Origin of the sequence: Anabaena sp. CS-542/02, from assembly GCF_028331085.1 — a bacterium.
Taxonomy (GTDB): Bacteria; Cyanobacteriota; Cyanobacteriia; order Cyanobacteriales; family Nostocaceae; genus Anabaenopsis; species Anabaenopsis arnoldii.
Genome location: NZ_JAQMTM010000073.1, coordinates 34,553 through 57,551, shown reverse-complemented (window position 1 = coordinate 57,551; position 22,999 = coordinate 34,553). Strand labels below are relative to the sequence as shown.

Annotated in this window: 22 protein-coding genes and 1 pseudogene; 11 read left to right on the top strand and 12 right to left on the bottom strand. The window is 43.9% G+C overall.

Features of this window, described 5'->3' with window-relative positions:
- Positions 1-41: 41 nt before the first annotated feature.
- Positions 42-998, bottom strand: coding sequence for an inorganic phosphate transporter (locus tag PN447_RS08045; protein WP_442867087.1), 957 nt, complete (start codon positions 996-998; stop codon positions 42-44).
- Between the two features lie 17 nt (positions 999-1,015).
- Positions 1,016-1,984, bottom strand: a complete 969-nt coding sequence (gene arsM, locus PN447_RS08040; protein WP_271762207.1) for an arsenosugar biosynthesis arsenite methyltransferase ArsM — start codon at positions 1,982-1,984, stop codon at positions 1,016-1,018.
- Positions 1,985-2,236: 252 nt separating this feature from the next.
- On the opposite strand from arsM, the gene PN447_RS08035 reads away from it, so the two are divergent.
- On the top strand, positions 2,237-2,857 hold the full coding sequence (locus tag PN447_RS08035) for a class I SAM-dependent methyltransferase (protein WP_271762206.1): 621 nt from the start codon (positions 2,237-2,239) through the stop codon (positions 2,855-2,857).
- Positions 2,858-2,866: 9 nt separating this feature from the next.
- Here the strand turns inward: PN447_RS08035 and PN447_RS08030 are convergent, their stop codons facing one another.
- The 6 genes from PN447_RS08030 to PN447_RS08005 form a co-directional block, all read right to left on the bottom strand.
- Complete coding sequence (locus PN447_RS08030) at positions 2,867-3,007, bottom strand: hypothetical protein (protein WP_334311087.1); 141 nt, start codon at positions 3,005-3,007, stop codon at positions 2,867-2,869.
- The gene (locus PN447_RS08025) at positions 2,982-3,716 is read right to left on the bottom strand and encodes an HAD family hydrolase (RefSeq protein WP_271762205.1); all 735 of its coding nucleotides are present in this window, start codon (positions 3,714-3,716) and stop codon (positions 2,982-2,984) included. Before PN447_RS08025 ends, PN447_RS08030 begins: the two co-directional genes overlap by 26 nt.
- 336 nt (positions 3,717-4,052) lie before the next feature.
- Entirely contained in the window at positions 4,053-5,132 is a 1,080-nt protein-coding gene (locus PN447_RS08020; protein ID WP_271762204.1) for a 30S ribosomal protein S1, read from the bottom strand.
- A 298-nt stretch (positions 5,133-5,430) separates the two neighbouring features.
- Entirely contained in the window at positions 5,431-5,538 is a 108-nt protein-coding gene (locus PN447_RS08015; RefSeq protein ID WP_089093525.1) for a photosystem II reaction center protein T, read from the bottom strand.
- A gap of 174 nt (positions 5,539-5,712) precedes the next feature.
- On the bottom strand, positions 5,713-7,242 hold the full coding sequence (gene psbB, locus PN447_RS08010; RefSeq protein ID WP_271733947.1) for a photosystem II chlorophyll-binding protein CP47: 1,530 nt from the start codon (positions 7,240-7,242) through the stop codon (positions 5,713-5,715).
- Between the two features lie 513 nt (positions 7,243-7,755).
- On the bottom strand, positions 7,756-7,890 hold the full coding sequence (locus PN447_RS08005; RefSeq protein WP_271762203.1) for a hypothetical protein: 135 nt from the start codon (positions 7,888-7,890) through the stop codon (positions 7,756-7,758).
- 195 nt (positions 7,891-8,085) lie between these two features.
- Here PN447_RS08005 and PN447_RS08000 point away from each other — a divergent pair, with 195 nt between their 5' ends.
- From PN447_RS08000 to PN447_RS07990, 3 genes and pseudogenes are all read left to right on the top strand, one after another.
- Positions 8,086-9,726, top strand: a complete 1,641-nt coding sequence (locus tag PN447_RS08000) for an ABC transporter substrate-binding protein (RefSeq protein WP_271762202.1) — start codon at positions 8,086-8,088, stop codon at positions 9,724-9,726.
- 125 nt (positions 9,727-9,851) lie between these two features.
- Positions 9,852-10,877 carry an ABC transporter permease gene (locus PN447_RS07995; RefSeq protein ID WP_271762201.1) on the top strand — a complete coding sequence of 342 codons (1,026 nt, stop codon included), beginning with the start codon at positions 9,852-9,854 and terminating at the stop codon, positions 10,875-10,877.
- Positions 10,878-11,189: 312 nt separating this feature from the next.
- A pseudogene (locus PN447_RS07990) lies at positions 11,190-11,441 on the top strand (Uma2 family endonuclease); the annotation flags it as partial.
- A 33-nt stretch (positions 11,442-11,474) separates the two neighbouring features.
- On the opposite strand, the gene PN447_RS07985 reads toward PN447_RS07990, so the two are convergent.
- On the bottom strand, positions 11,475-11,759 hold the full coding sequence (locus PN447_RS07985) for a hypothetical protein (RefSeq protein WP_271762197.1): 285 nt from the start codon (positions 11,757-11,759) through the stop codon (positions 11,475-11,477).
- Between the two features lie 112 nt (positions 11,760-11,871).
- On the opposite strand from PN447_RS07985, the gene egtC reads away from it, so the two are divergent.
- Together egtC and egtB are read left to right on the top strand one after the other, a co-directional pair.
- Positions 11,872-12,660, top strand: a complete 789-nt coding sequence (gene egtC, locus PN447_RS07980; protein ID WP_271762195.1) for an ergothioneine biosynthesis protein EgtC — start codon at positions 11,872-11,874, stop codon at positions 12,658-12,660.
- A complete protein-coding gene (gene egtB, locus PN447_RS07975) occupies positions 12,635-13,876 on the top strand; it encodes an ergothioneine biosynthesis protein EgtB (RefSeq protein ID WP_271762194.1) in 1,242 nt (413 codons plus the stop codon). Before egtC ends, egtB begins: the two co-directional genes overlap by 26 nt.
- On the opposite strand, the gene PN447_RS07970 is transcribed toward egtB, so the two are convergent.
- Complete coding sequence (locus PN447_RS07970) at positions 13,873-14,574, bottom strand: serine/threonine protein kinase (protein ID WP_271762193.1); 702 nt, start codon at positions 14,572-14,574, stop codon at positions 13,873-13,875. The genes egtB and PN447_RS07970 overlap by 4 nt on opposite strands.
- Before the next feature lie 267 nt (positions 14,575-14,841).
- Between PN447_RS07970 and egtD the strand changes: the two genes are divergently transcribed.
- Together egtD and PN447_RS07960 are read left to right on the top strand one after the other, a co-directional pair.
- Positions 14,842-15,873, top strand: coding sequence for an L-histidine N(alpha)-methyltransferase (egtD, locus tag PN447_RS07965; RefSeq protein WP_271762191.1), 1,032 nt, complete (start codon positions 14,842-14,844; stop codon positions 15,871-15,873).
- Between the two features lie 148 nt (positions 15,874-16,021).
- Positions 16,022-16,753: a hypothetical protein gene (locus PN447_RS07960; protein ID WP_271762189.1), complete on the top strand. Its 732-nt coding sequence runs from the start codon at positions 16,022-16,024 to the stop codon at positions 16,751-16,753.
- Between the two features lie 11 nt (positions 16,754-16,764).
- Here PN447_RS07960 and PN447_RS07955 read toward each other — a convergent pair whose 3' ends face one another.
- Entirely contained in the window at positions 16,765-17,895 is a 1,131-nt protein-coding gene (locus PN447_RS07955) for a quinone-dependent dihydroorotate dehydrogenase (protein ID WP_271762187.1), read from the bottom strand.
- 169 nt (positions 17,896-18,064) lie between these two features.
- Entirely contained in the window at positions 18,065-18,427 is a 363-nt protein-coding gene (locus PN447_RS07950; protein ID WP_271762185.1) for a four helix bundle protein, read from the bottom strand.
- A gap of 105 nt (positions 18,428-18,532) precedes the next feature.
- Between PN447_RS07950 and PN447_RS07945 the strand changes: the two genes are divergently transcribed.
- The 3 genes from PN447_RS07945 (at position 18,533) to PN447_RS07935 (ending at position 22,976) form a co-directional block, all read left to right on the top strand.
- Positions 18,533-18,925: a hypothetical protein gene (locus PN447_RS07945; protein ID WP_271762183.1), complete on the top strand. Its 393-nt coding sequence runs from the start codon at positions 18,533-18,535 to the stop codon at positions 18,923-18,925.
- A 29-nt stretch (positions 18,926-18,954) separates the two neighbouring features.
- Positions 18,955-22,713, top strand: coding sequence for a WD40 repeat domain-containing protein (locus tag PN447_RS07940; RefSeq protein WP_271762181.1), 3,759 nt, complete (start codon positions 18,955-18,957; stop codon positions 22,711-22,713).
- Positions 22,714-22,820: 107 nt separating this feature from the next.
- Entirely contained in the window at positions 22,821-22,976 is a 156-nt protein-coding gene (locus PN447_RS07935) for a DUF2256 domain-containing protein (protein ID WP_271762180.1), read from the top strand.
- The last annotated feature ends 23 nt before the right edge of the window (positions 22,977-22,999 follow it).

Here is a 22,999-nt window from a genome sequence, read left to right as displayed (position 1 = left end):
GGTTTATCGAAATTTTATCTAACTTATAGTACTTTTTACTATTATTGTAATAATCTGTAAATAATTCCACTAATCATCATGGCAATGGGTAAAGTTAAAACCCACGATAATAAAATCTGACCAAAGACGCGGAAATTAGATTGGCTGTCAATCAGTCCTACACCAAAAATAGAACTAACTGAAACTTGAGTAGTGGAAATAGGCAGACCAAAATAACTAGAGGCTATTACTAAAATCCCAGTTACTATATTTGCAGATAGTCCCTGGTTATGATTGATGTCGGCAATTTTTTCGCCCATAGTTTCGGCAATTTTTTGGGAGTTGAGTAAACCACCGAGTCCCATGGCCATTGCTATGGTTAACATTCCTCCTTGAACCGAAAAATAATCAATAATTAAAATGAGGGAAACAATCTTAGGAGTATCATTTAAACCTCTGGTAAAACTGATAATACCTGCACTGATCAAGTGGCAAATATTAACTATTTTTTCGTCGGGTTGCAGGTGAACTTTAGAACCGATGTATTGGAAGAATCGATGAATTACTGCTGCTAAACAAATAGCAATAATAGGACTGAGAAAGAGGGGTAAAATAAATAAGCTGCCCAAAACTGCAAAGTTAACCTTGAGTCCAATAGCCACTAACCCTGCCCCCAGTATAGCACCTGTGATAGTGTGAGTTGTGGAAATGGGAAATCCTGTGATGGCAGCAAATAGCAAGGTTAAACCGGTGGTGATGGCTACAGCTAAATGGATTTCTGGTGCATTAGCGATCGCATCTGGAAATATACCTTGAGCAGTAAACCTTGGTACTAATGTACTTGCCCAGAAAACCGCAGCTAGAGCACCAGCAAAAGTTGTAAAACTTGCCCACAAAATTGCTGTTTGGTAACTGATTGTACAGCTACCAAACAGTGTTGCTACACCTTTAAAGTTATCGTTTGCTCCATGGGAATAAGCTAAAAAAAGCGTAGCCAAAAATAAACTAATTATTAACATTTCTGGGGTGTTCAGAGTTAACAGCAACCACCACCGCTATAGTGCCAGGTAGAATCGGTGATTAAAATTTCTGCTGGCTTGAAGGCGGCCAGTTTAGCAGCCGTTTTATCACAGACGGCTGCGGGAATACCACGCTGTAGCAGATGTCCATCCCCATCATTAAAACAAGATTCTATACCAGCATAAATTGCCGTTTTCCCTGTAAATATACAAGGGCCATCTTCGGGAATATCAACTTTAAAAGCAACAGAATCAAGACTTTCTAACAGGAGATGTGTTTCTATGTTGTAAGTGTGGGAATCTAGCAGACGGTAAGGGCGGCGGGCGCGAATTTCAATTTGACCAAAACCGGCATTAACGATACTTTGACTATATTCCTCATAAGTGAGCGCCCCGGATAAACACATAGCACGTAGTCTCTCATCCTGTTGTAAATGAGCAGGAATTGCACGGGTAGCAATGGGGTCGCTCATTTGCAAGCGTCCACCTGATTTTAAAACTCGATATGCGGCTTTTAAAGCACGGCTTAAGTCTTCTGGCTCAAAAATGTTAAAAAGGCAATTTTGCGCCACAATATCGACCCTAGCATCACCTACGGGCAAATTAAAAGCGTCGCCTTCCCGAATTTCTACAAAGCTGGGGTCAAACCAGGGGTTTTCTCTAGCAGCAATTTCTAGATTACGTGCTGCGGCTTCTCGCATAGCTGCAACTGGTTCAATGGCAATTACAGCACCTGGATAACGAGAAAAATAGGCGAATTGCAGTGCTTCCAACCCACCACCCACACCGACATACATCACCGTGGGTTGGTTGGAAAGTTCATTATGGTGAACGGTGGTACCACAACCATAGTTCATTTGCTGCATTTCCCGGGGAATTTTCAGCCCTGGGAGTTGCACGGGTGTAGTTTGGACACAACACAGTCCCACTTCTGGTGTTTGTGCAACTTGACTGTAAAACTGTGCTGCTGTTTCTAGATAGGTCATTATAGTTTTGGTCTGATATGTTGTGTCTAGATGCGGCCTTGTGCATCCTAATATAGCTAATCATGATTTAAATCAAACAAGTGCAGATTTATCGATTCTTATCTGTAATTAGTTATTTCTTCAAGTACTATGAGTCAAATTCGGATAATTAGTGATGTTTTCCCCACTCGTTGCATCTACCCCTGAACTTGAGTAACACTTGAGAGGGGTTACTCCCTTTGAGTTTTAACCAGATACAAGGGTGATTGATGTATGACTTCTAAGTTTTTGAGCAACAAAAAGCGCCTTTTTGATCAATGGGCTCCCAGCTATGATTGGCTGTTTCCTTCGGTAATTTACCAAGCTATCCACAAGCGGTTATTGGAGTATGTGGATTTACCCCGGAAGGCTAATATACTTGATATGGGCTGTGGAACTGGAAAACTTCTGGAACGATTACTAAATGAGTTTCCTGATGTGAGTGGTACTGGTTTAGATTTGTCTCCAGAAATGTTGCGGATAGCCAGACAGAGCGATCGCCACCGTCCACGTTTAATTTATATTCAAGGTCAAGCGGAATCTTTACCATTTGGTGAAGGTGAGTTTGATGCTGTATTTAGCACTATCAGCTTCTTACACTATTTGGAACCTGAGCAGGTACTAAGGGAAGTAGCGCGGGTGCTTTCTGCGGGAGGGCGGTTCTATTTAGTGGACATTACCACCAAAAAACAGACAGCGCCCCAAGTGTTACCAATGTCTGATGGGAGGATGAGATTTTATAGTCCTCAACAACGTGAAGTTTTTGGCTCATCGGCGGGATTATTGTGTGTGACTCACCAGTATTTATTAGGTCCAGTTTTGCTGACAATTTTTGCTAAACCATCTGAGATTTAATCAGAAATATTACTGAATTGGTGGTAGCATTTCTAAAACAAGAATTTGTAAATCAGGAAACGCCAAGGGGGAAATAGTCGCATCTTCTGGCAAAATCCCTGCGCTTTCATACCCTAATAATGACTCAATCTGCCAAAATTTGAATTTCATCTAGTTGATTAATTACCACATCCGCACCCCGGACATGATCTGATTGACCCACCCAGGTAATACCAATGCAACCGGCGGCTTGAGCATTACGCGCCATTTGCATATCACCGATCGCATCCCCTACCATCAAGCTATGACCAGGTTCCACCCCCAAAGCCTGACAAGCCTGTAAAAACAAGATGGGATCTGGTTTACTCGGTCCGTCATCTACTCCTTTTTGTACCTGGATGTAATCATTTAATTGGTATCTTGTGACAAAATCACGGACTTCCGCTGTGGTGGCGGCGGAAATTATCCCCAGTTTGATTCCTGCGGCTGATAAGGATTTTAATAGCTCGAAAGTACCTGGAAATAGTGGCGCTGGCGTGGTACTGAGATATTTTTCCGCTTCCTCTAAGGATTTGCGAGCGATTGTTAAAGACTCAAACCATCCTCTACCAGTTTCGGCAATATATGCAGCTGCTGCGATTTCTGTTTCCCTGCGACTAGCTACCGAAATTAAACCTGCCCGGTCTAGGGTGTCGCTGTTGATACCAAAAGCCATTAATAAAGGTTCGCCAATACCGGGTATTTGCGCGTCTATGATCCGCACTGCTTTTTGTCCGAGCGATCGCAAATAGGCTTCTGAGTCTTCCAATGTACCATTTTTATCAAAAAAAATTGCCTCGATCTGATCAAAACTGATATTTCTACATTTAATATTTACCAAGCCATTTCACCTCATATAAACAGTTTGTAGTAGGGAATATAGTAAAAAACTCCCATAATTATGGGAGTCCTGCACTTTTGGTCATCTGAGACAACAGGTTTTAACCGATACTTTTTTGCTCACTAAGGCTAACAAATACATAACTTAAGATTGTTTCTCAACCAAGGGGTATCAAGCAATGCACTCCAGATAAATTAAGCGCGCACCTGTTAAAAAATTCCTGGATATAAGTCTGTAACAAGACCTTGGTTCTCGGCTTTATGTTTTAGACTTTCGTGAGCAGGATTTTTTTTTACCTTGTTTTAACAAAAGCATTAATGAAAGGAACTGAGCAAATCATTCCTGTTCAACAACGGCTGGAATCTCGTCTTCAACATCAGTTGCTACTGGGGCTTCCGCATCTATTGTAGTTACATCTGATACTTCTTCTGCAGATGGAGCTTCTGCTGTAGCTTCTATCGCCTCCTCAGCAGCCACAACCTCCTCAGCTTCGGTAGGCGCAGCGGTAATACCTTGCTGTTTAGCTAACATCTGTTCGCGATACTTAGCCGCCATTTCTTCGGCTTTATCATAAACCAAATCACGGTTTTTAATCATATCACCGGGTTCTGGTTCCAGCTGCTTGGTAGACAGGGAAATCCGACCTCTTTCTGCATCCAAATCAATGATCATGACTTTAACTTCATCATTAACATTGAATACGCTGTGAGGTGTATCAATATGCTCGTGGGAGATTTCCGAAATGTGTAGCAGTCCGCTCACACCACCAATATCAATAAATGCACCGTAGGGTTTGATACCACGAACCGTACCGATGACCACTTCGCACACTTCCAGGCGGTTCATCTTGCGCTCAACCAGTGCTCGACGATGGGAGAGAACTAGGCGGTTGCGTTCTTCGTCCACTTCTAGGAATTTTAATGGTAGTTCTTCGCCTACCAATTCTTCTTTGGCTTTGCGGGTACTAATATGAGAACCGGGGATAAAGCCGCGTAATCCTTCAATGCGGACTAATGCACCACCGCGGTTAGTAGCAAACACACCGGAGCGAACAGTAGCATCTTCTGCTTGTAACTGCCGCACACGTTCCCAAGCCCGCATATACTCGATGCGACGAATGGAAAGGGTTAGCTGACCATCTTCGTTTTCATCGGTCAGGATGAAAAATTCTCTGGTTTCGTTGGATTGTAAAACTTCTTCCGGGGCATCGACCCGGTTAATAGACATTTCTTGTATAGGTATGTAGGCTGCTGTTTTAGCACCTATGTCAATCAGAGCGCCGCGCGGCTCTATACTGAAAACTGTACCTGGGACAATATCCCCAGGGCTAAAATGATAGTCATACTTATCAAGTAGAGCAGCGAAATCTTCGTGAGTGAATCCAATTTCTGTAGCGGTTAAGTTCTGATTGACCATGCTGATTTGTTCCTGGTTCTAGTCTCCGTAAAGGTTGTGGCATAGGCGTGATGTATATGCAAGGCACTACGCGGCAGGTACACCTACATCTTTTTTTATATTAGCTCACAAAAGCTAGTATTAACACATATTAACTTCCAGATATTATATTATATCACATTATTTTATGACAGCAATGATTTTTTTATGGTGATTTAACACTGCCTGGGTATTGACAAAATGACACAGCCGCCGAGCACAATGGTGTACTCGGCGAATAATAAGATTTAAATGCCCTTAACATTCCGGTAAGAGCGGTTTATTTTTCTTCTTTCTTTTCGATGCGGGGGGGTTCGCGGAATGCGATCGCAAAGAAAAGAACTCCTATAGCCAAAGCCAAAATCAAGATATATGCAACGCTTTCCATCTTAAAAGCTCCTGCGTCATTAATTAGTTAGTAATCATGGTTTATTGTTATTTGACGAATTTTGGGGCTAATTGCCAGCCATCAAGCGTCTTTTTTAGGGGTAGGTGGTGGGACAGGGGGTTAGGAGAAAACCCCTTCCCCAGTCCCTAATTACCCGGAAGTCAAACGAATTGCTTACGCTTCCTTACGTACACGGGTGGTCTTGTCACCCACTTTCTGGAACAGACCCCATTCAACTTGTTCTTCCAGGTCAGCATCAACACCGGCAAATACGTCTCGGTAGATTGTCCGAGAACCGTGCCAGAGATGACCAAAGAAGAACAGGAGAGCAAATACAGCGTGTCCGAAGGTAAACCAACCCCTGGGGCTGGTACGGAATACACCGTCTGAGTTCAAGGTTTCCCGGTCAAAATCAAAGATTTCGCCACCTTGAGCCTTACGGGCGTACTTCTTCACATCAGCTGGATCTGTAAAGGTTTGACCATCTAGGTCACCGCCATAGAAGCTAACGGTAACACCAGTTTGTTCAAAGCTATATTTGGATTCTGCCCGACGGAAAGGAATATCAGCGCGGATGACTCCATCAGCATCAGTCAATATCACTGGGAAGGTTTCAAAGAAGTTGGGTAGACGACGCACGGTCAATTCCCGACCTTCACCATCTTTGAATACCGCGTGACCTTGCCAAGATTGGGCGATACCATCACCCTTAACCATTGGCCCTGTACGGAATAGACCACCTTTAGCTGGGCTATTACCCACATAATCATAGAAAGCCAGTTTTTCAGGAATTGCTCCCCAAGCTTCTGAGAGGGTAGCGCCTTCAGCCAAACTGCTTTGTACGCGACGCTCAATTTCCTGAGTGAAGTAGTTTTGATCCCACTGATAACGAGTAGGTCCAAACAGTTCAATAGGGGTGGTAGCGTTACCATACCACATAGTCCCCGCAACTATAAATGCTGCGAAGAACACCGCCGCAATACTGCTAGAAAGTACGGTTTCAATGTTCCCCATCCGTAGGGCTTTGTATAGCCGTTCGGGGGGTCTAACTGTCAGGTGGAATAAACCCGCAATAATACCAACAACCCCTGCGGCGATATGGTGAGCCACAACGCCACCAGGGTTAAATGGGTCGAAACCTGCCGGACCCCATTCTGGCGCTACTGGCTGAATACTACCAGTGATTCCGTAGGCGTCAGAAACCCACATACCAGGGCCAAATAGTCCGGTGAGGTGAAAAGCACCAAAACCAAAACAAAGTAGACCGGATAAGAACAAGTGAATGCCAAACATTTTTGGCAAATCTAAAGCAGGTTCACCAGTGCGAGGATCTCTAAAGAGTTCCAAATCCCAGTAAACCCAGTGCCAAACGGCTGCTAGGAACAATAAACCGGAAAGGACGATGTGAGCCGCAGCTACACCTTCAAAAGACCAGAAACCAGGGTCACTTGCAGGTCCACCGGTGACGCTCCAACCACCCCAAGATTCGGTAACGCCTAAACGTGCCATGAAAGGTAGTACAAACATACCTTGACGCCACATCGGGTTAAGAACTGCATCACTGGGGTCATAAACAGCTAGTTCGTACAATGCCATTGAACCAGCCCAGCCTGCAACTAGGGCTGTGTGCATCAAGTGTACAGAAATCAACCGTCCTGGATCATTCAGAACGACTGTATGTACTCGGTACCAGGGTAGTCCCATCGACTACGCTCCTCCTCGATGAATTATGTTTACAAAGGAATTTTCTTACTGAGGTTCTGAGGGACGGAACCGTTTAAGGTTTGCAGTGGCTTAGGTGGGGTTAATCCTCCTATGTCGCTGTTTTACCGCCATTCAGCCAACTCTTTGAGTTTTTTTTATTGCCAGTCTGCTATATAAAGCCTAGACAAAGCTAGACTTTACTTTCTACTTCAACGGGAGCATGGGAGCGGTTATCCCTCAGTAGACTTGCACGCCTTAGCCAGACGCGATATTTCTCAAGTTGAGATTTACAAGAAAGACTACCGCTATCATTGCTTGGTTTTCGCCTTGGCAATAGTCTTAATTCAATACTTGATATCGTAGGATTATATATCAAGTGGGCGATTTTCTTAACTCACTTATGTCAATGCTTGTCAACATAAGTATATTTTTGTCTATAAAATAGTCGGTTTAGGACTACCTCAGACACTATGGCTAGTTTGGCAATATTGTCGGACTCTGGGGAACTTGACTCTACAGAGTAGGCGATCGCCTGTATGACTTTCGAGAGATTTTCTTTGTGGAAAATTCCTCACTGGTGTTTGAGTAACCAGCCAAACGCCTGTAAAACGTTGGTAAATCAGGAAATCCCGCCCTTAAGTCAGTCACCTTTTGAGCGTCTGAGCAATTGCCAAGCAAAAAATGAGAATGTTTTAAAAAGTGTAACTAATTGGTGCCCTTGTTTGCAAGCGTGTAATTGAGACTCTTGAAACTGCACGGACTAACTATGTTGCGAATAGTTAAATATTTAGCCTATGTATCATAGTATGATAGTTAACCGCTAAGTGGAAAAATCACAATAGTATGATCTGGTTTTCCTTGACCGTGAGACGATGGAGCGCCATCACAAAATTTTTATCATGGTTTTCTCTTTGTCTACTTTTGGTTGTCAGTTGCGCTCCTGTCCAGCAGACAGGGACTTTACCCCCTGCTACAGGTGACGGTCGGATTACTGTCGGTACAACTCTCAAACCCAGAACCCTCGACCCCGCGGATACCTACGAGTTGGCTTCCTTGGGTTTGGTGTTCAATATGAGCGATCGCCTGTACACTTATGAACCAGGTAACACAGAAATTAAACCCCAATTAGCGACAGCATTACCCCAAGTTAGCCCTGATGGTTTAACTTATACCATTCCCTTACGTCAGGGAGTGGTTTTTCACGATGATACTCTGTTCAACGCCCAAGCTATGGAGTTTAGTATGAGGCGATTTATGGAGAATAAAGGTAAGCCATCTTTTTTACTATCTGATACAGTACAATCAGTAAAAGCGACAGATGATTATAAGTTAACTATTAAGCTCAAAAGACCATTTGCAGCCTTTCCCTCACTCTTAGCATTTTCTGGGTTGTGTGCAGTATCACCCAAGGCTTACGAAATTGGGGCGGGTAAATTTCAGCCCAATATCTTTGTAGGGACTGGCCCATATAAGTTAGCCCAATATGGCACAGATTCACTGAGATTAGATGTATTTGAGAAATACTGGGGGGAAAAACCAGCCAATCAGGGCGTTAACGTCCAAATCCAGACTAGCCCAGTAAATTTATTTAATGCTTTCCGTACACGTACAGTAGATATAGCCTATCTATCCCTACAACCAGAGCAAATTCGCAGCTTAGAAGCAGCAGGAGAAAAAGGCGATTGGCAAAATATTACTGCTGAGGGTAGCGTAGTGAGTTATATGGTATTCAACCGCAATCAGCCACCCTTAGATCAACCAGAAGTGCGAGCCGCTATAGCGGCTATGATTGACCGTCAACTTTTAAACCAAAGAGTTTTACTTGGTCAAGCCCGTCCATTATACAGCATAATTCCTACCACCTTTAAAGTTTCCCACCCAGTATTTCAAGAAAAATATGGCGATGGTAACTTTCAAAAAGCTCAAGAATTATTAACCGCAGCTGGCTTCTCCCCAGAAAACCCAGCAAAAGTTCAAATTTGGCATCCCTCCACCTCAGCTAATCGCAGTTTAGCCGCACAAACTCTTAAATCATTAGCTGATCGAGAAATGGGAGGACTGCTACAAATAGAAGTTAATAATGTGGAAAGCGCCACCTTCTTTAAGGACATTTCCAGGGGTCTATATCCAGCGGCCTTACTTGACTGGTATCCCGACTTTTTAGACCCAGACAATTATGTATACCCATTCTTATCTTGTCAAAAAGGCTCCCAGTCTCAGGGGTGTCAAAATGGCGGTAGTCAAAGTCAAGGTTCATTTTACTACAGCGAAACCATGAATAAACTAATTGCAAGACAACGCCAAGAGCAAAACCCCGCAGCGCGTGAGGCAATTTTACGACAAATTCAAGAGCAAGTCGCCAAAGATGTTCCTTACATTCCCCTGTGGCAAACCAAAGATTATATATTTGCTCACAACGGAGTTAACAACGTCCAACTTGACCCCACCCAAAATTTAATTTATCGGAGTATCAGCAAGCAGTAGAAGGGCGATTTGTTAGTAGGGTGGGCATCCTTTGCCCGCCCCACAAGACTTTTAGCTGATATCAAGTTTATATAGCTGGTCAATGCCAGCTATCAGATATTCTCTTAAAAATTACACATTAAAATATGTCTCGTTCTCAGGCTTTACAATATTACATTGCCTCTCGATTACTTCTAGCGCCTCTGCAACTGTTAACTATTATTACTATCGTATTTTTATTACTGCGAGCTACACCGGGAGACCCCGCAGATGCAATTCTGGGGGGGCGCGCGCCAGAAGCAGCTAAGGAAGAGTTACGCCAACAACTAGGTTTAAATCTTCCCCTGTGGCTCCAGTATGGTAATTATCTAATTAACTTATTGCGCTTTGATTTAGGAACCTCCTTAACCAGTCGGGGACAGGATGTATGGGAGATCATTGGGCAATATTTCCCAGCCACTGTAGAATTAGCGGTATGCAGTATGGTAGTAGCTGTAATTGTGGGTATTGTCGCCGGTACTGTTGCTGCCTCTCGTCCCGGTACTTATTTTGATATTGGCGGGCGTTTATTCGGTATTATTACTTACGCGATCCCCATGTTTTGGGCGGGAATGCTTTTACAGTTGATTTTTTCTGTACAATTGCGTTGGTTTCCTACTTCTAACCGGTTTCCCCCTAATCTTCCCGCTCCTGTGTCCATCACTGGACTATATACCATTGATAGTTTGCTCACAGGTAATTTTACCCAGTTATTGGTATCTTTGCACCATTTAACCCTGCCGAGCCTGACCCTAGGAATATTGCTCAGTGGCATTTTTGAGCGCATTGTCAGGGTAAATCTTAAACAAACCCTCAAAGCAGACTATGTAGAAGCCGCTAGAGCCAGAGGAATTCATGAAAATAAGATTTTAGTATCCCATGCCCTAAAAAATGCCCTCATCCCAGTAATTACAGTGTTAGGATTAACTTTTGCCTCTCTCCTGGGTGGTGCGGTTTTAACTGAGGTAACATTTTCCTGGCCTGGTTTAGCCAATCGTCTCTATCAAGCTATTTCTGACCGTGATTATCCCACAGTCCAGGGAATATTAGTATTTTTTGGGGCAATTGTGGTTACCGCCAGCATATTAATTGACATTCTCAACGCCTATATTGACCCACGGATTCGCTATTAGTCGTCAGTTCTCTTAGCAATCCTCCTCACTTTTAAAACATTATCTGAAATATTTAAATAGGTGTTTTGACTTTCAATTAAAATATCTTTAGCTTGATCAATTAAATCTACCGTGATGGGGATATTTACATCTTCCGCTAAATACTCTGTAACTTGACGGGCGATCGCATTAACTAACCAAGGTTGACCCTGGGTTAAATGATAGGCGTGGTTAATAGCTTCGGGGGTAAAGATTTGCCCAGTGGCTGTAGTGTGTTGTGTGTATAGATTTTTTATATCTTCTAAGGTAAAATTACTTAAGTTTATAGATTCTACCTACGACAGAGGCGGTAAATTCCGAATGTACCGCCAAAACCCGGCTTTAATAGATTATCTGCTAGTCAGTTCTACCAGCATGGAAATTGACCTTTATCACAAAAATGATGCAGGAGACTGGTTGATTATCAACTACAAAGCACGTGACACTATCGAACTCCAAAGTATTAACCTCAATTTCCCCATTGAAAAGGTCTATCACGGTTTAACCCTGACCCCAGAAACCTCAACAGACTTTTGTCATAGATAGTGTGTAATCGTTGAAACTATAATATCCGTACCTTTAGGTTAACGGAGTGTCAAGTTTGATAAATACGACTGTTCCCAATTTGGCAAAAAACGCAAAACTATTGTTAAATTGTTGACCCAAGCCCAGATGTTTGGCTTGACCGGAAGTAACATCTTTGCTGATAAAGACCACCTGGGTGATTATTTTGGTATAGGTCAAGGCGATCGCTATCACTATTTTTGTAGGGCAGATATTGATTATTCGGTTTGGTGGTAGCATCTTCAGAACAATACCTTTATCTTTCATGGACTGGGTGCGTGTAGTTGTGGGCACATCCATAGTGCTTGTGATTGGTAAACTTTGGCGTTTAATTAGCTCGCGACATTGGAAGCTAGGGTAGTCAAAGGGATACAATAGAGCAAAATTAGCTATTATAGAGTAAAATTCCCCTATGTGCCGCTTACTTGCCTACCTGGGTCAACCCGTCACCCTAGAAGACATACTATATAAACCGGAACATTCCTTAATAGTTCAGAGTTACCAACCCCGAGAAATGACTGCTGGGGTAGTGAATGCAGATGGCTTTGGTATAGGTTGGTATCATCGCCAAAAAGATACCGCCCCATTTACCTACAAAAATACCCTACCCATCTGGAACGATTTAAACCTGCCCCATCTGAGCCGTTATGTAGAATCTGAATGTATAGTAGGTTATGTTCGCAGCGCCACACCGGGACAAGCCCTAGATTTTGCCAATTGTCAGCCCTTCCACCACCAACAACAGCTATTTATTCACAATGGATATATTGAGAACTTTCGTCAATCAGTATACCGAAAAATCCGTAATCAATTAACTCCTGATTTTTACGACCACATTCATGGTAGTACGGACTCAGAGCATATTTTCGCCCTGCTACTGTCTCAAGGTCAAATCAATCAACAGCTACTTCCAGAAGATGCTTTACACAGTACCTTAGTCATCTTATTAGAAATGGCAAAACTCCATCAAGTAACGGTTTCCGCCAACATAGTCTTTAGTGATGGTCATCGTTTGATTGCTTCGCGCTTTTCTAGCAGTACCCCCGCACCATCTCTCTATTGGCTCAAAGATGACCTAAATTTTCCCCAATCTGTAATTATTGCCTCCGAACCGTTATTTACTGGTAATTGGACTGCTTGTCCAGAAAATAGCATTATCAGTGTGGGAGAAGACCGTGATATCCAGATTAAATCAATCTAGTCTCAAAGAGGCTATTTTTAACGCTTTGGTGGAATGTCGCCTTAAAACCCAGACCCTGTTTGAGGGTATGGAGGAATCGACATTTTGTAGTCAACCTCATCCTGATTTTAGTCCTGTGGGTTGGCACTTAGGGCATATTGGCTTTATTGAGTCTTTATGGTTACTAGAACATAGCGGGGGTCTCCCTTGTCCTTTCCCCCAATACCGCAAACTATTTGCAGCTGATGGTTTACCTAAATCAGAACGTGTGCGGTTACCCCATATACAGGAAACCCTTTATTTCTTGGAAACGGTCAGAAAACAGGTTCTCCAACGCCTGGAAGTGATTGATCTTGAAAAAGAAGAACGTCTTTGGCGCTTTTTGATTCAGCATGAAAGCCAACACTGTGAAATTATCAGCTTTGTGCTGGAATTGATTAATCGGGAAAAAGTGAAGATGACAAAGATGATTTCTGGGGGTGAAATCAGCAATATTACTGAGATGATTCTCATCCCCGCTGGTGAATTTGAACAGGGAAGCGATGATGTATATGCTCTGGATAATGAGCGCCCCGCCCATAAGAGATATTTAGATACTTATTATATTGACCGCTATCCGGTGACTTGTGGACAGTATCGCTTATTTATGGCAGCCGGCGGTTATGATGATTCTCGGTGGTGGTCAGCCGCTGGGTGGAAATGGCGGGAAAATCAGCAGGTGATTCAGCCATTATACTGGAGTGGCGATCGCCATGGGGACAATCATCCGGTTTGTGGTGTTAGTTGGTATGAAGCCGAAGCCTATTCACGATTTGTGGGTAAACGCCTCCCCACAGAAGCTGAATGGGAAAAAGCGGCGAGTTGGGATGCAAAAGCTGGTTGTAGTCGCGTTTATCCTTGGGGGAATAAATTCCCCACATCTGAATATTGTAACTGCGATCGCTCCATTGGTGAGACGACACCAGTCAATGACTACCCTGCGGGAAAAAGTAGTTATGGATTATACGACACTCTCGGTAATGTCTGGGAGTGGACTAGTACTTGGTTTGATGGTTACAATGGTTTCCAGAGCTACCCTTATATTGGTTACTCCCAGGTTTATTTTGACCAGCAGCACCGGGTTTTAAAAGGCGGGAGTTGGGCTACACGCCCTTGGGGACTACGTGCTAGTTTTCGTAACTGGTATCATCCCCATGTACGACAAATTTTTGCTGGGTTTCGCTGTGCTACTAGTTAAGGTTTGAACAATTTCCACTGAGGTAATCTCAGGAGTACTTGACGACAGGAATTTCTCACAGCACTTAGTAGACGATAGGATTTACGAATCATATCTAATGTAGAGTATGATACATGCAGTCGTAATGGGGATAACACAGGGAGATAAAACCAGTAATAAGCCGTTTTGAGGTCATTCCACTTTGAGCAGGGTTCTTCATGTAGGAAATCTGATATATCTACTACCAATCCTCTACCCTGGTACATCATCACATTACGACCGTGGACATCATGGGGTCGTAGTCCACGACTTTGAGCATATTCAAGAGCCTGGTCAATATCCCGTATGACTTGTTTGGGAATAGATAATCCCTGGTGTAGACAGTCGTACAGAGTTGTGCCATAAAGCCGTTTCAAAACTAAAAAGTTATCTTTAGCATATAAACACTCAGAGAAAGCCGGGTGAGAACCCAGAAGACGATAGACCTCTATTTCCTCTGTAAAGCCTGGGCGATTAGGGGCATAAATTTTTACCACTAAATCTGGGTGATGAGGATGATAAACGACTACAGCATAATTCCCTTTGCCAATCAGCCGCCAGGGTTGTGGTAGATACCTGACCTTGATGGGATTACGTGAGTCCACACTTTCAATTTCTAAGCTAGGTAGTAGTTGCTGATCAATAATCTCTAGCAAATCCTGCGGGGGTAACTGGTTCATGTTACATAAACTAGTTGGGTCTAATGTTGAGTTTAGCTGTTTGTACTGACTTATCTGACAAATTTCAACTTGACTTAGTTCAACTCGATTCGTTTTTTATATAAAATCAGTAAAGTCGTGAAAAAAACTTGATTAATCTAGCTCAGGCGTGATGTGATGGGCTATGAATATGTGTTTCATTGGGTGGGGTAAAGCTTACCCTAACTTATCTAGTGTTTAAATACACATTATTCCGTATGCTCAATGAGGAATTAAGTTGGAGGTTGAATGTCAATATCTCAGGTTGCTAGTAGCTTCACTTCTGAACATAGTATTGAAGAGCGCTTACAAATAGAGCATTTAATCCCCAAAAACCCCCTATTTGTTCCCAGTGCTGGGAGTGATGTAATTAAGGGATTAACTCAAACACCTAAAACCCTTCCCGCTCGTTATTTTTATGATGACCGTGGCTCTGATTTATTTGAACAAATCTGTGAGTTACCAGAATATTATGTCACACGTACAGAAACCAAAATTTTACAGCAATATGCTGGTGAAATTGCCAGGATAACCGGCCCTTGTGAATTGGTAGAGTTGGGTAGTGGTAGTTCCACCAAAACTCGTATAATCTTAGATGCCTACGCACAACTAGGCCACCCCCTGCAGTATATGCCCATTGATGTCAGTGCAGGGATATTAGAAACCAGTGCTAAACAGCTATTAGCAGATTATCCCTGTTTAAAAGTTCATGCCCTAGTGGCAACCTATGAGTTAGCATTAGCACAAATATCGCCGACAAAATTATTCAGCAGAATGATTAGTTTTATCGGTAGCAGTTTAGGTAATCTCAATCCCCAAGAATGTGATGTGTTCTTTACTCAAATTACCAACGCTTTACAAGTGGGTGATTATTTTCTCCTGGGTATAGATTTACAAAAGCCCAAACATATCGTAGAACCAGCTTATAATGATGCCCAAGGTGTGACAGCAGCTTTTAACCTGAATATGTTAGAGCATTTAAATCACCAGTTTGAAGGGAATTTTGACACCACCCAGTTTGAACACTGGGCATTTTACAATGAAGCTGACAATCAAATTGAGATGCATTTACGCTCTTTGCGATCGCAGTCTGTAGAATTAAGCGCCCTCAACCTCACCGTTGATTTTGCTCCCGGGGAAACTATCCTCACAGAAATCTCCCGCAAGTTTAATCTTAACATGATGCAAGAACAGCTCACCGCCGGGGGTTTAGTACCCATCCAGGGGTGGACTGATGCTGATGGCTGGTTTGGTTTATTGCTTTGTCAGCTACAAGCATAAATTTTCAGTAATTTAAGGGGGGGAGGCAGTTTTTCCCCTCCCTTCACAGCCGATTACCGGGAGTTTTGCTAAAAGATACAAAAAAAGGTCACACTTTTTGCCAAGATGATAGTATTATTTTCCCAAACTTCAATTGGCAATGGTCGGCATGAGTGAAAAAATAATAGACAGCAGCGGGAAAGGTTTTCTCGTTCTGCTTTTGCCAATCTCGTTTTTAATTATTTTCCTGGTTGCTACCTGGAAAATTTTGCTGGTTATGTTAATGGTAATCATTGGCTTCCGGGCTGTGCAAGAATATCAATGGCAAAAGTGGACTGAGCAAGTTAATCCCATTTTTAATGAGTTGCTCTGGGAAACCCAAGGCAAAATTACCGCCATGGATTTAGCAATTAAGGGTAATTTTTCCGGAACAACGGCAAAACGCTATTTAGATGGTAAAGCTAGTGAGTTCGGTGCGAGTATACAGCCTTCACAGGATGGCGGTGAAGTTTATTACTTTATCAGCGCCAGTATTCTCGGCGATATCCTGGACAGTAGCGAACCGGTTACACAAGTTTCACCTTCCTCAGTCACTCAAAGAAACCTATCTCTTTTAGCCCCCCCACCAACCCCACCAGTAAATTTAGAATCAGAAACTGAAGCACCACCACCACAAACCCATCAAGCAGTTAAGCGCTCACTAGAACAACAGTTAATGTTTGGTTCTCTCATCCAATCGGAACTAGCCAAGCGACTAAATGTGTATTCTAGCACGGTGTATAAACGGCGTAATGATCCAGACTTTTCGGAGTGGAGTCGCAACAGAGACCCTGATAGTATTGCTTGGAAATACTCAGAAAAAACTAAGGAGTTTTTTCCCCTAGAGGAAGGTGAAACATGATTGATGTTTAGTTATTCACAATTGTTGATACCTACAGCCTCGGTGATGGAATTTAACTGATGTTTTTCCAGTTCTAATAGCAAACCTTCCAGAATACGGCGCACCATCATTGGTCCTTGGTAAATCCAACCGGTGTATACTTGAATTAAACTAGCACCTGCAGTGATTTTTTCCCAAGCGTCTTGGGGGGTAAAAATGCCACCGACACCAATAATAGGGATGGTTCCTTGGGTTTGCTGCCAAATATACCTAATTACCTCAGTGGAGCGATCGCGTACCGGCGCACCGCTAATTCCCCCAGGCTCCTCCTGGGGTGATTTGCCTGTTTGCTCAATTACTTGAGTTCTCAATCTATCCCGGCTAATGGTAGTATTAGTGGCAATAATCCCAGCTAATTGGTAAGTTTTCGCTAAACTGATAATGTCTGCGATCGCCTCCCAGGTTAAATCCGGGGCAATCTTGACAAAAACCTGCTTTTGTGTCTGGTTTTCCTGTTGTAATAAATCCAAGATGGTACTCAGCATAGCAGCATCTTGGAGCGATCGCAGACCTGGAGTATTAGGAGAAGAAACATTAACCACAAAATAATCACCCAAGTCCTTGAGTAAGCGAAAACTATGTAAATAATCTTCCGCTGCTTCCTCTAGGGGTGTCACCTTAGATTTACCTAAATTTATCCCTATGGGAATTGTTCGCCCTAAATCGTGGTAATCTGTGCTGAGTCTGGTAGCCATTGCTGCAGCACCACTATTATTAAAACCCATGCGATTGAGAGCAGCTTGATCCAATGGTAACCGAAATAACCGCGGACGGGGGTTTCCTGGTTGGGGTACAAAAGTCACAGTTCCTAGTTCTGCAAAACCAAAACCCAGACTAGACCAGATTTTTGCCCCCACCCCATCCTTATCAAAACCCGCTGCTAACCCCAAAGGGTTGGGAAACCTTAGCCCCCATAAATTTTGTTCTAAGCGTGGGTCTTGCAGACATAAAGACTTTTGTAAACGTCGATTAACCCAATGAGCAGAAGGGTTGCGAGTGTGGGAGAGCCAGTTTAAAGTACTAATAGTTTGCTGATGTAACCACTCTGGGTCAGCCTTGATCACATTAAATAATACGGGACGAATTACTTGGTAAAAATCCATTGCCAATTTTACTTGAGGGAACAGGGAACAGGGAACAGGGAACAGGGAAGAAGGAATGGGGAATGGGGAACGGGGAACAGGGAACAGGGAAGAAGGAATTAGGAATTAGGAATAGGAGATGCGGAATAGGGAATGAGGAATGGGGAATGGGGAACAGGTGGAAAAAATTTTAATTTTCGAGTTTTTTAATAAGACTAATAATCATTCGGCTTTCCTCTTTTAATAGGTTAAGAATCATTTCTATATCTTTTTCTGTGCATAATCCTACCCGCTCTGATAAAATTAGGTGAGTTTCTAATTCATTAACTGACCCTTGCGCTATGTTTAGAAATCTTACATATTCTCCTTTATATCGTCGTCCATATCCTTCAGCTATATTAGCTGGAATAGATACTGCACTTCTTCTGATTTGTTGAACCATAGCATATGACTCATCTTTGGGAAAAAGTTTAGTTAGGAAGTAGCATCTTTCAGCAATATCCATCCCTTTTTGCCAAATCATTAAGTCTTTAAAGTCATTAATATCCGACATTCTTCCCATTCCCCATTATTCCCCATTCCCCATTATTCCCTGTTCCCTGTTCCCTATCCCCATTATTAACTATTTTCTCCCATAAAAAAAAATTAAGGATGAAATATGGACCCTATTTCTATGATTATTGCCGCTTTAAGCGCCGGTGCTGTGGCTGCTAGTAAAGATACCGCAGAGAAAGCAGTTAGAGATACCTATGAAGGGTTGAAAACCTTAATTAAAAAGAGGTTTGCTGACCAGGGTAAAGAAGATGATAGTAATATTATAGACAAGTACGAGAAAAAGTTAGAATCACCAGCATTTAAGGAATTACTCAAAGAAGAGTTAATTAATTTAAGTGCAGAGCAGGATCATAAAATCATCGAGTTGGCAGAGAAATTACTGAAGCAGGGAAAACCTGAAGAACCGGCAGCATCTAAGTATAATACAGTTTTCCAAGGAGAAGTGAAGGGGGCGCAAGTAGGCGATCGCAACACACAGAACAATACATTTACCTAGATACATTTACTTAAAAGTCGAGTACTTCAGTGGATCAAACAAGTTCTCAATATCATTCACCCTTTGAACAAGAAGTCAAAAGTGCTGTAGTTGGCGAACATAACGTTATTTACAACTACTTCTACTACAGAGAACAAGTCAACCCCCCAAGCCCATCCAGTCCAGATGATGACCATCTCCCTTGTCCCTATCAAGGCTTATTTCACTTTGGACCAGAGGAAGCAGATTTTTTCTTTGGGCGGGAAATATTTATCGAACAACTGTATACCGCTACACAAACCCGTAAATTTATCCCCTTACTGGGTGCATCAGGTAGCGGTAAATCCTCAGTAGTTTTAGCGGGATTAGTACCTAGGTTACAAAAACAAGGTAGTTGGCAATTTACCCACTTTCGCCCTGGTTCAGAGCCATTCCATGCCCTAGCCTTAGCATTAGTTCCACTTTATACCCCAGAATTAAACGCCACAGAAAAAATAGCCCAAGGGCGCACCTTAGCCACATACCTAGAACAAGGCACCATCAGTTTATCCGATGTTTTCGCCCAAATTCAGCAGAACCACCCGACTCACCGGGTGTTACTGATAGCAGACCAATTTGAAGAAATTTATACCCTATGTCCCCAGCAAGAAATTCGCCATCAGTTTTTAGATTGCCTACTAGCTAGTTTAACAAAACCAAGCTCCCAGATGGTTTTAGTCACCACCATGCGGGCGGACTTCCTCGCCAATGCCCTATCCTATCGTCCCTTTGCCGATGTTTTGCAAAATGCTGACCTGAAAATTGCCGCCATGAACCGGGAGGAACTCACACAAGTGATTACCAAACCGGCAGAGAAATTAGGAGTATCCTTTGAGGGGGGACTAGTAGAAAGAATTTTAGATGATGTAGCAGACCAGCCAGGAAATTTACCATTACTAGAGTTTGCCCTAACACAGTTGTGGAACCAGCGCCAGGGTAAACAATTAACCCACAGCATTTATGAAGCAATTGGGGAAGTAGAGGGAGCATTAGCTCGCTATGCAGACGAGAAATATGGCAACTTGACAGCAGCACAAAAGGAAAAAGTCCAGCGGATTTTTATTCAACTAGTACGCCCAGGGGAGGGAGCCGAAGACACAAGACGCATAGCAGTGAAAGCAGAAATGGGGGAAGAAAGTTGGTCGTTAGTCAAACAATTAGCAGATGCGCGGTTAGTAGTGACTAGTCGTAACGTCACCGCACAAGAAACAGTGGAAGTAGTCCATGAGGCGTTAATTCGTAACTGGGTAGAACTGCGGACATGGATAGATAGTAACCGGGAATTTAGAGCCTGGCAAGAAAGACTCAGAGCCGCCAAGGAACAATGGAAAGCCACGGATAAAGATCCGGGTTCATTGTTGCGTGGGGCTGCACTAGCCCAAGCCCAGGAAAAACTACAAGAGCGCCCAGAGGATTTAATTGATGAACGAGAGTTTATTGAGCAGAGTATTCAAGAACAGAGCCGCCGGCGAAAACGGGAAATCACCACCGCTTGGGTAATTGCGGCGGGTTCCTTAGTAGCAGTGGTGGTCAGTATTGCCTTGGGTCTAACGGCTATGCAACAGCGGAACCAAGCCCAATTGAATGAAGCCGAATCTCTGGGGCGGTATAGCTTGTCTCTGTTTAAAGAACATAATCAGTTAGAAGCCATGGTCGAGGCTATTAGAGCCGGGAAAATCCTTCAGAATAGAAGGGGAAACCATCCCGAGGTAATTGCTGCATTACAAAATATTTTTTACGCCAGCCAGCGTCATTCCTGGGAAGGGCATAATGACGTGGTTGGGATCGTCATCAGCGCCGACGGCAAAACCTTGGCTTATGGGGGTGATGACAAGACCATCAAAATCTGGGATGTAGGTACGGGGGAACTGCTGCACACCCTCCCAGGGCATAATGACGGGTTTTGGCGTGTCACTATCAGCCGAGACGGCAAAACCTTGGCTTCTAGGAGTGATGACAAGACCATCAAAATCTGGGATTTAGGTACGGGGGAACTGAAGGACACCCTGGAAGGGCATAATGGCGCGGTTAATGGCTTCACCATCAGCCCAGACGGCAAAACCTTGGCTTATGGGAGTGGTGACAACACCACCATCAAAATCTGGGATTTAGGTACGGGGGAACTGAAGCACACCCTCCCAGGGCATAATACCAAGGTTTCGAGCGTCACCATCAGCGCCGACGGCAAAACCTTGGCTTCTGTGGGTGATGACATCGGCTTCCTCACCATCAAAATCTGGGATTTAGGTACGGGTAAGCTGCTCCGCACCCTGGAAGGGGATAGCGTCAGCATCAGCGCCGACGGCAAAACCTTGGCTTCTGGGAGTCATGACAAGACCATCAAAATCTGGGATGTAGGTACGGGTAAGCTGCTCCGCACCCTGGAATCGGATAATGGGTATGGGAACTTCACCATCAGCCCCGACGGCAAAACCTTGGCTTCTGTGGGTGATGACTACACCACCATCAAAATCTGGGATGTAGGTACGGGTAAGCTGCTGCACACCGTCCAAGGGCATGATGGCGGGGTTAATGGCTTCACCATCAGCCCAGACGGCAAAACCTTGGCTTCCTCTGGGCGTGATGACAGCACCATGGACTTCTTATATAGTGACAACACCATCAAAATCTGGGATGTAAGTACGGGTAAGCTGCTCCGCACCCTCCCAGGGCATAATAGCAAGGTTTCGAGCGTCACCATCAGCCCGGATGGCAAAACCTTGGTTTCTAGGAGTATTGACAAGACCATCAAAATCTGGGATTTACCTACCAAAAACCCCATCCCCACCCTCGAAGAGCATAATAAATCGGTTTCTAGCGTCACTATCAGCCCGGACGGCAAAACCTTGGCTTCTGGGAGTGATGACAACACCATCAAAATCTGGGGTGTAGGTACGGAGAAACTGCTGCACACCGTCCAAGGGCATGATGGCGGGGTTAGGAGCGTCACCATCAGCCCGGATGGCAAAACCTTGGCTTCTGGGGGTGGTGACAGCACCATCAAAATCTGGGATGTAGGTACGCGGGAACTGCTGCACACCCTCCCAGGGCATGATGGCGGGGTTAGGAACGTCACCATCAGCCGAGACGGCAAAACCTTGGCTTCTGGGGGTGGTGACAGCACCATCAAAATCTGGGATGTAGGTACGGGGAAACTGCTGCGCACCCTCCCAGGGCATAATAAATCGGTTTCTAGCGTCACCATCAGCTCCGACGGCAAAACCTTGGCTTCTGGGAGTTATGACCAGACCATCAAAATCTGGGATGTAGATACGGGTATCCTGCTGCGCAACCTCCCAGGGCATACTAAGTTCCCGGTTTTTAGTGTCACCATCAGCCGGGACGGCAAAACCTTGGTTTCTGGGGGTGGTGACAGCACCATCAAAATCTGGGATGTAGGTACAGGTAAGCTGAAGTACACCCGGAAAGCGCATATTGATTTCGCGGTTAGGAGCGTCACCATCAGTCCGGACGGCAAAACCGTGGCTTCTGGGAGTCGTGACAAGACCATCAAAATCTGGGATTTAGACACCGGAAACCTCATCCGCACCCTGGAAGGGCATAATAACGAGGTTTTGAGTGTCACCATCAGCCCGGACGGCAAAACCTTGGCTTCTGGGAGTGGTGACAACACCATCAAAATCTGGGATTTCGATTTAGACTCTTTAATACAGCGCAATTGTGATTGGGTGCGGAATTATCTCCAGAATAGTTCCGAGGTCAGTCAGGAAGATAGGGGCTTGTGTGATGACATCCCCTCATCAATCTGAATATCAAGCCTTTTGGTGTGTCTCATGAAGTACACACCAATTTACTCCTTACTCCCTGTTCCCTGTTCCCTCTTCCCTAAAACTCAAACACCGTTTACCTCACAGATATGGGGCGTAAAATATCTAAATCTGACCTACCTGAAAAAATCTGTCCTGTATGTCAACGTCCCTTCACCTGGCGCAAAAAATGGCAAGATTGTTGGGATGAGGTGAAATACTGCTCAGAACGTTGTCGTCGTCGTCGTTCTCAAGTTCAAAATTAAAAGCAATCGGGAGAAGCGCACCC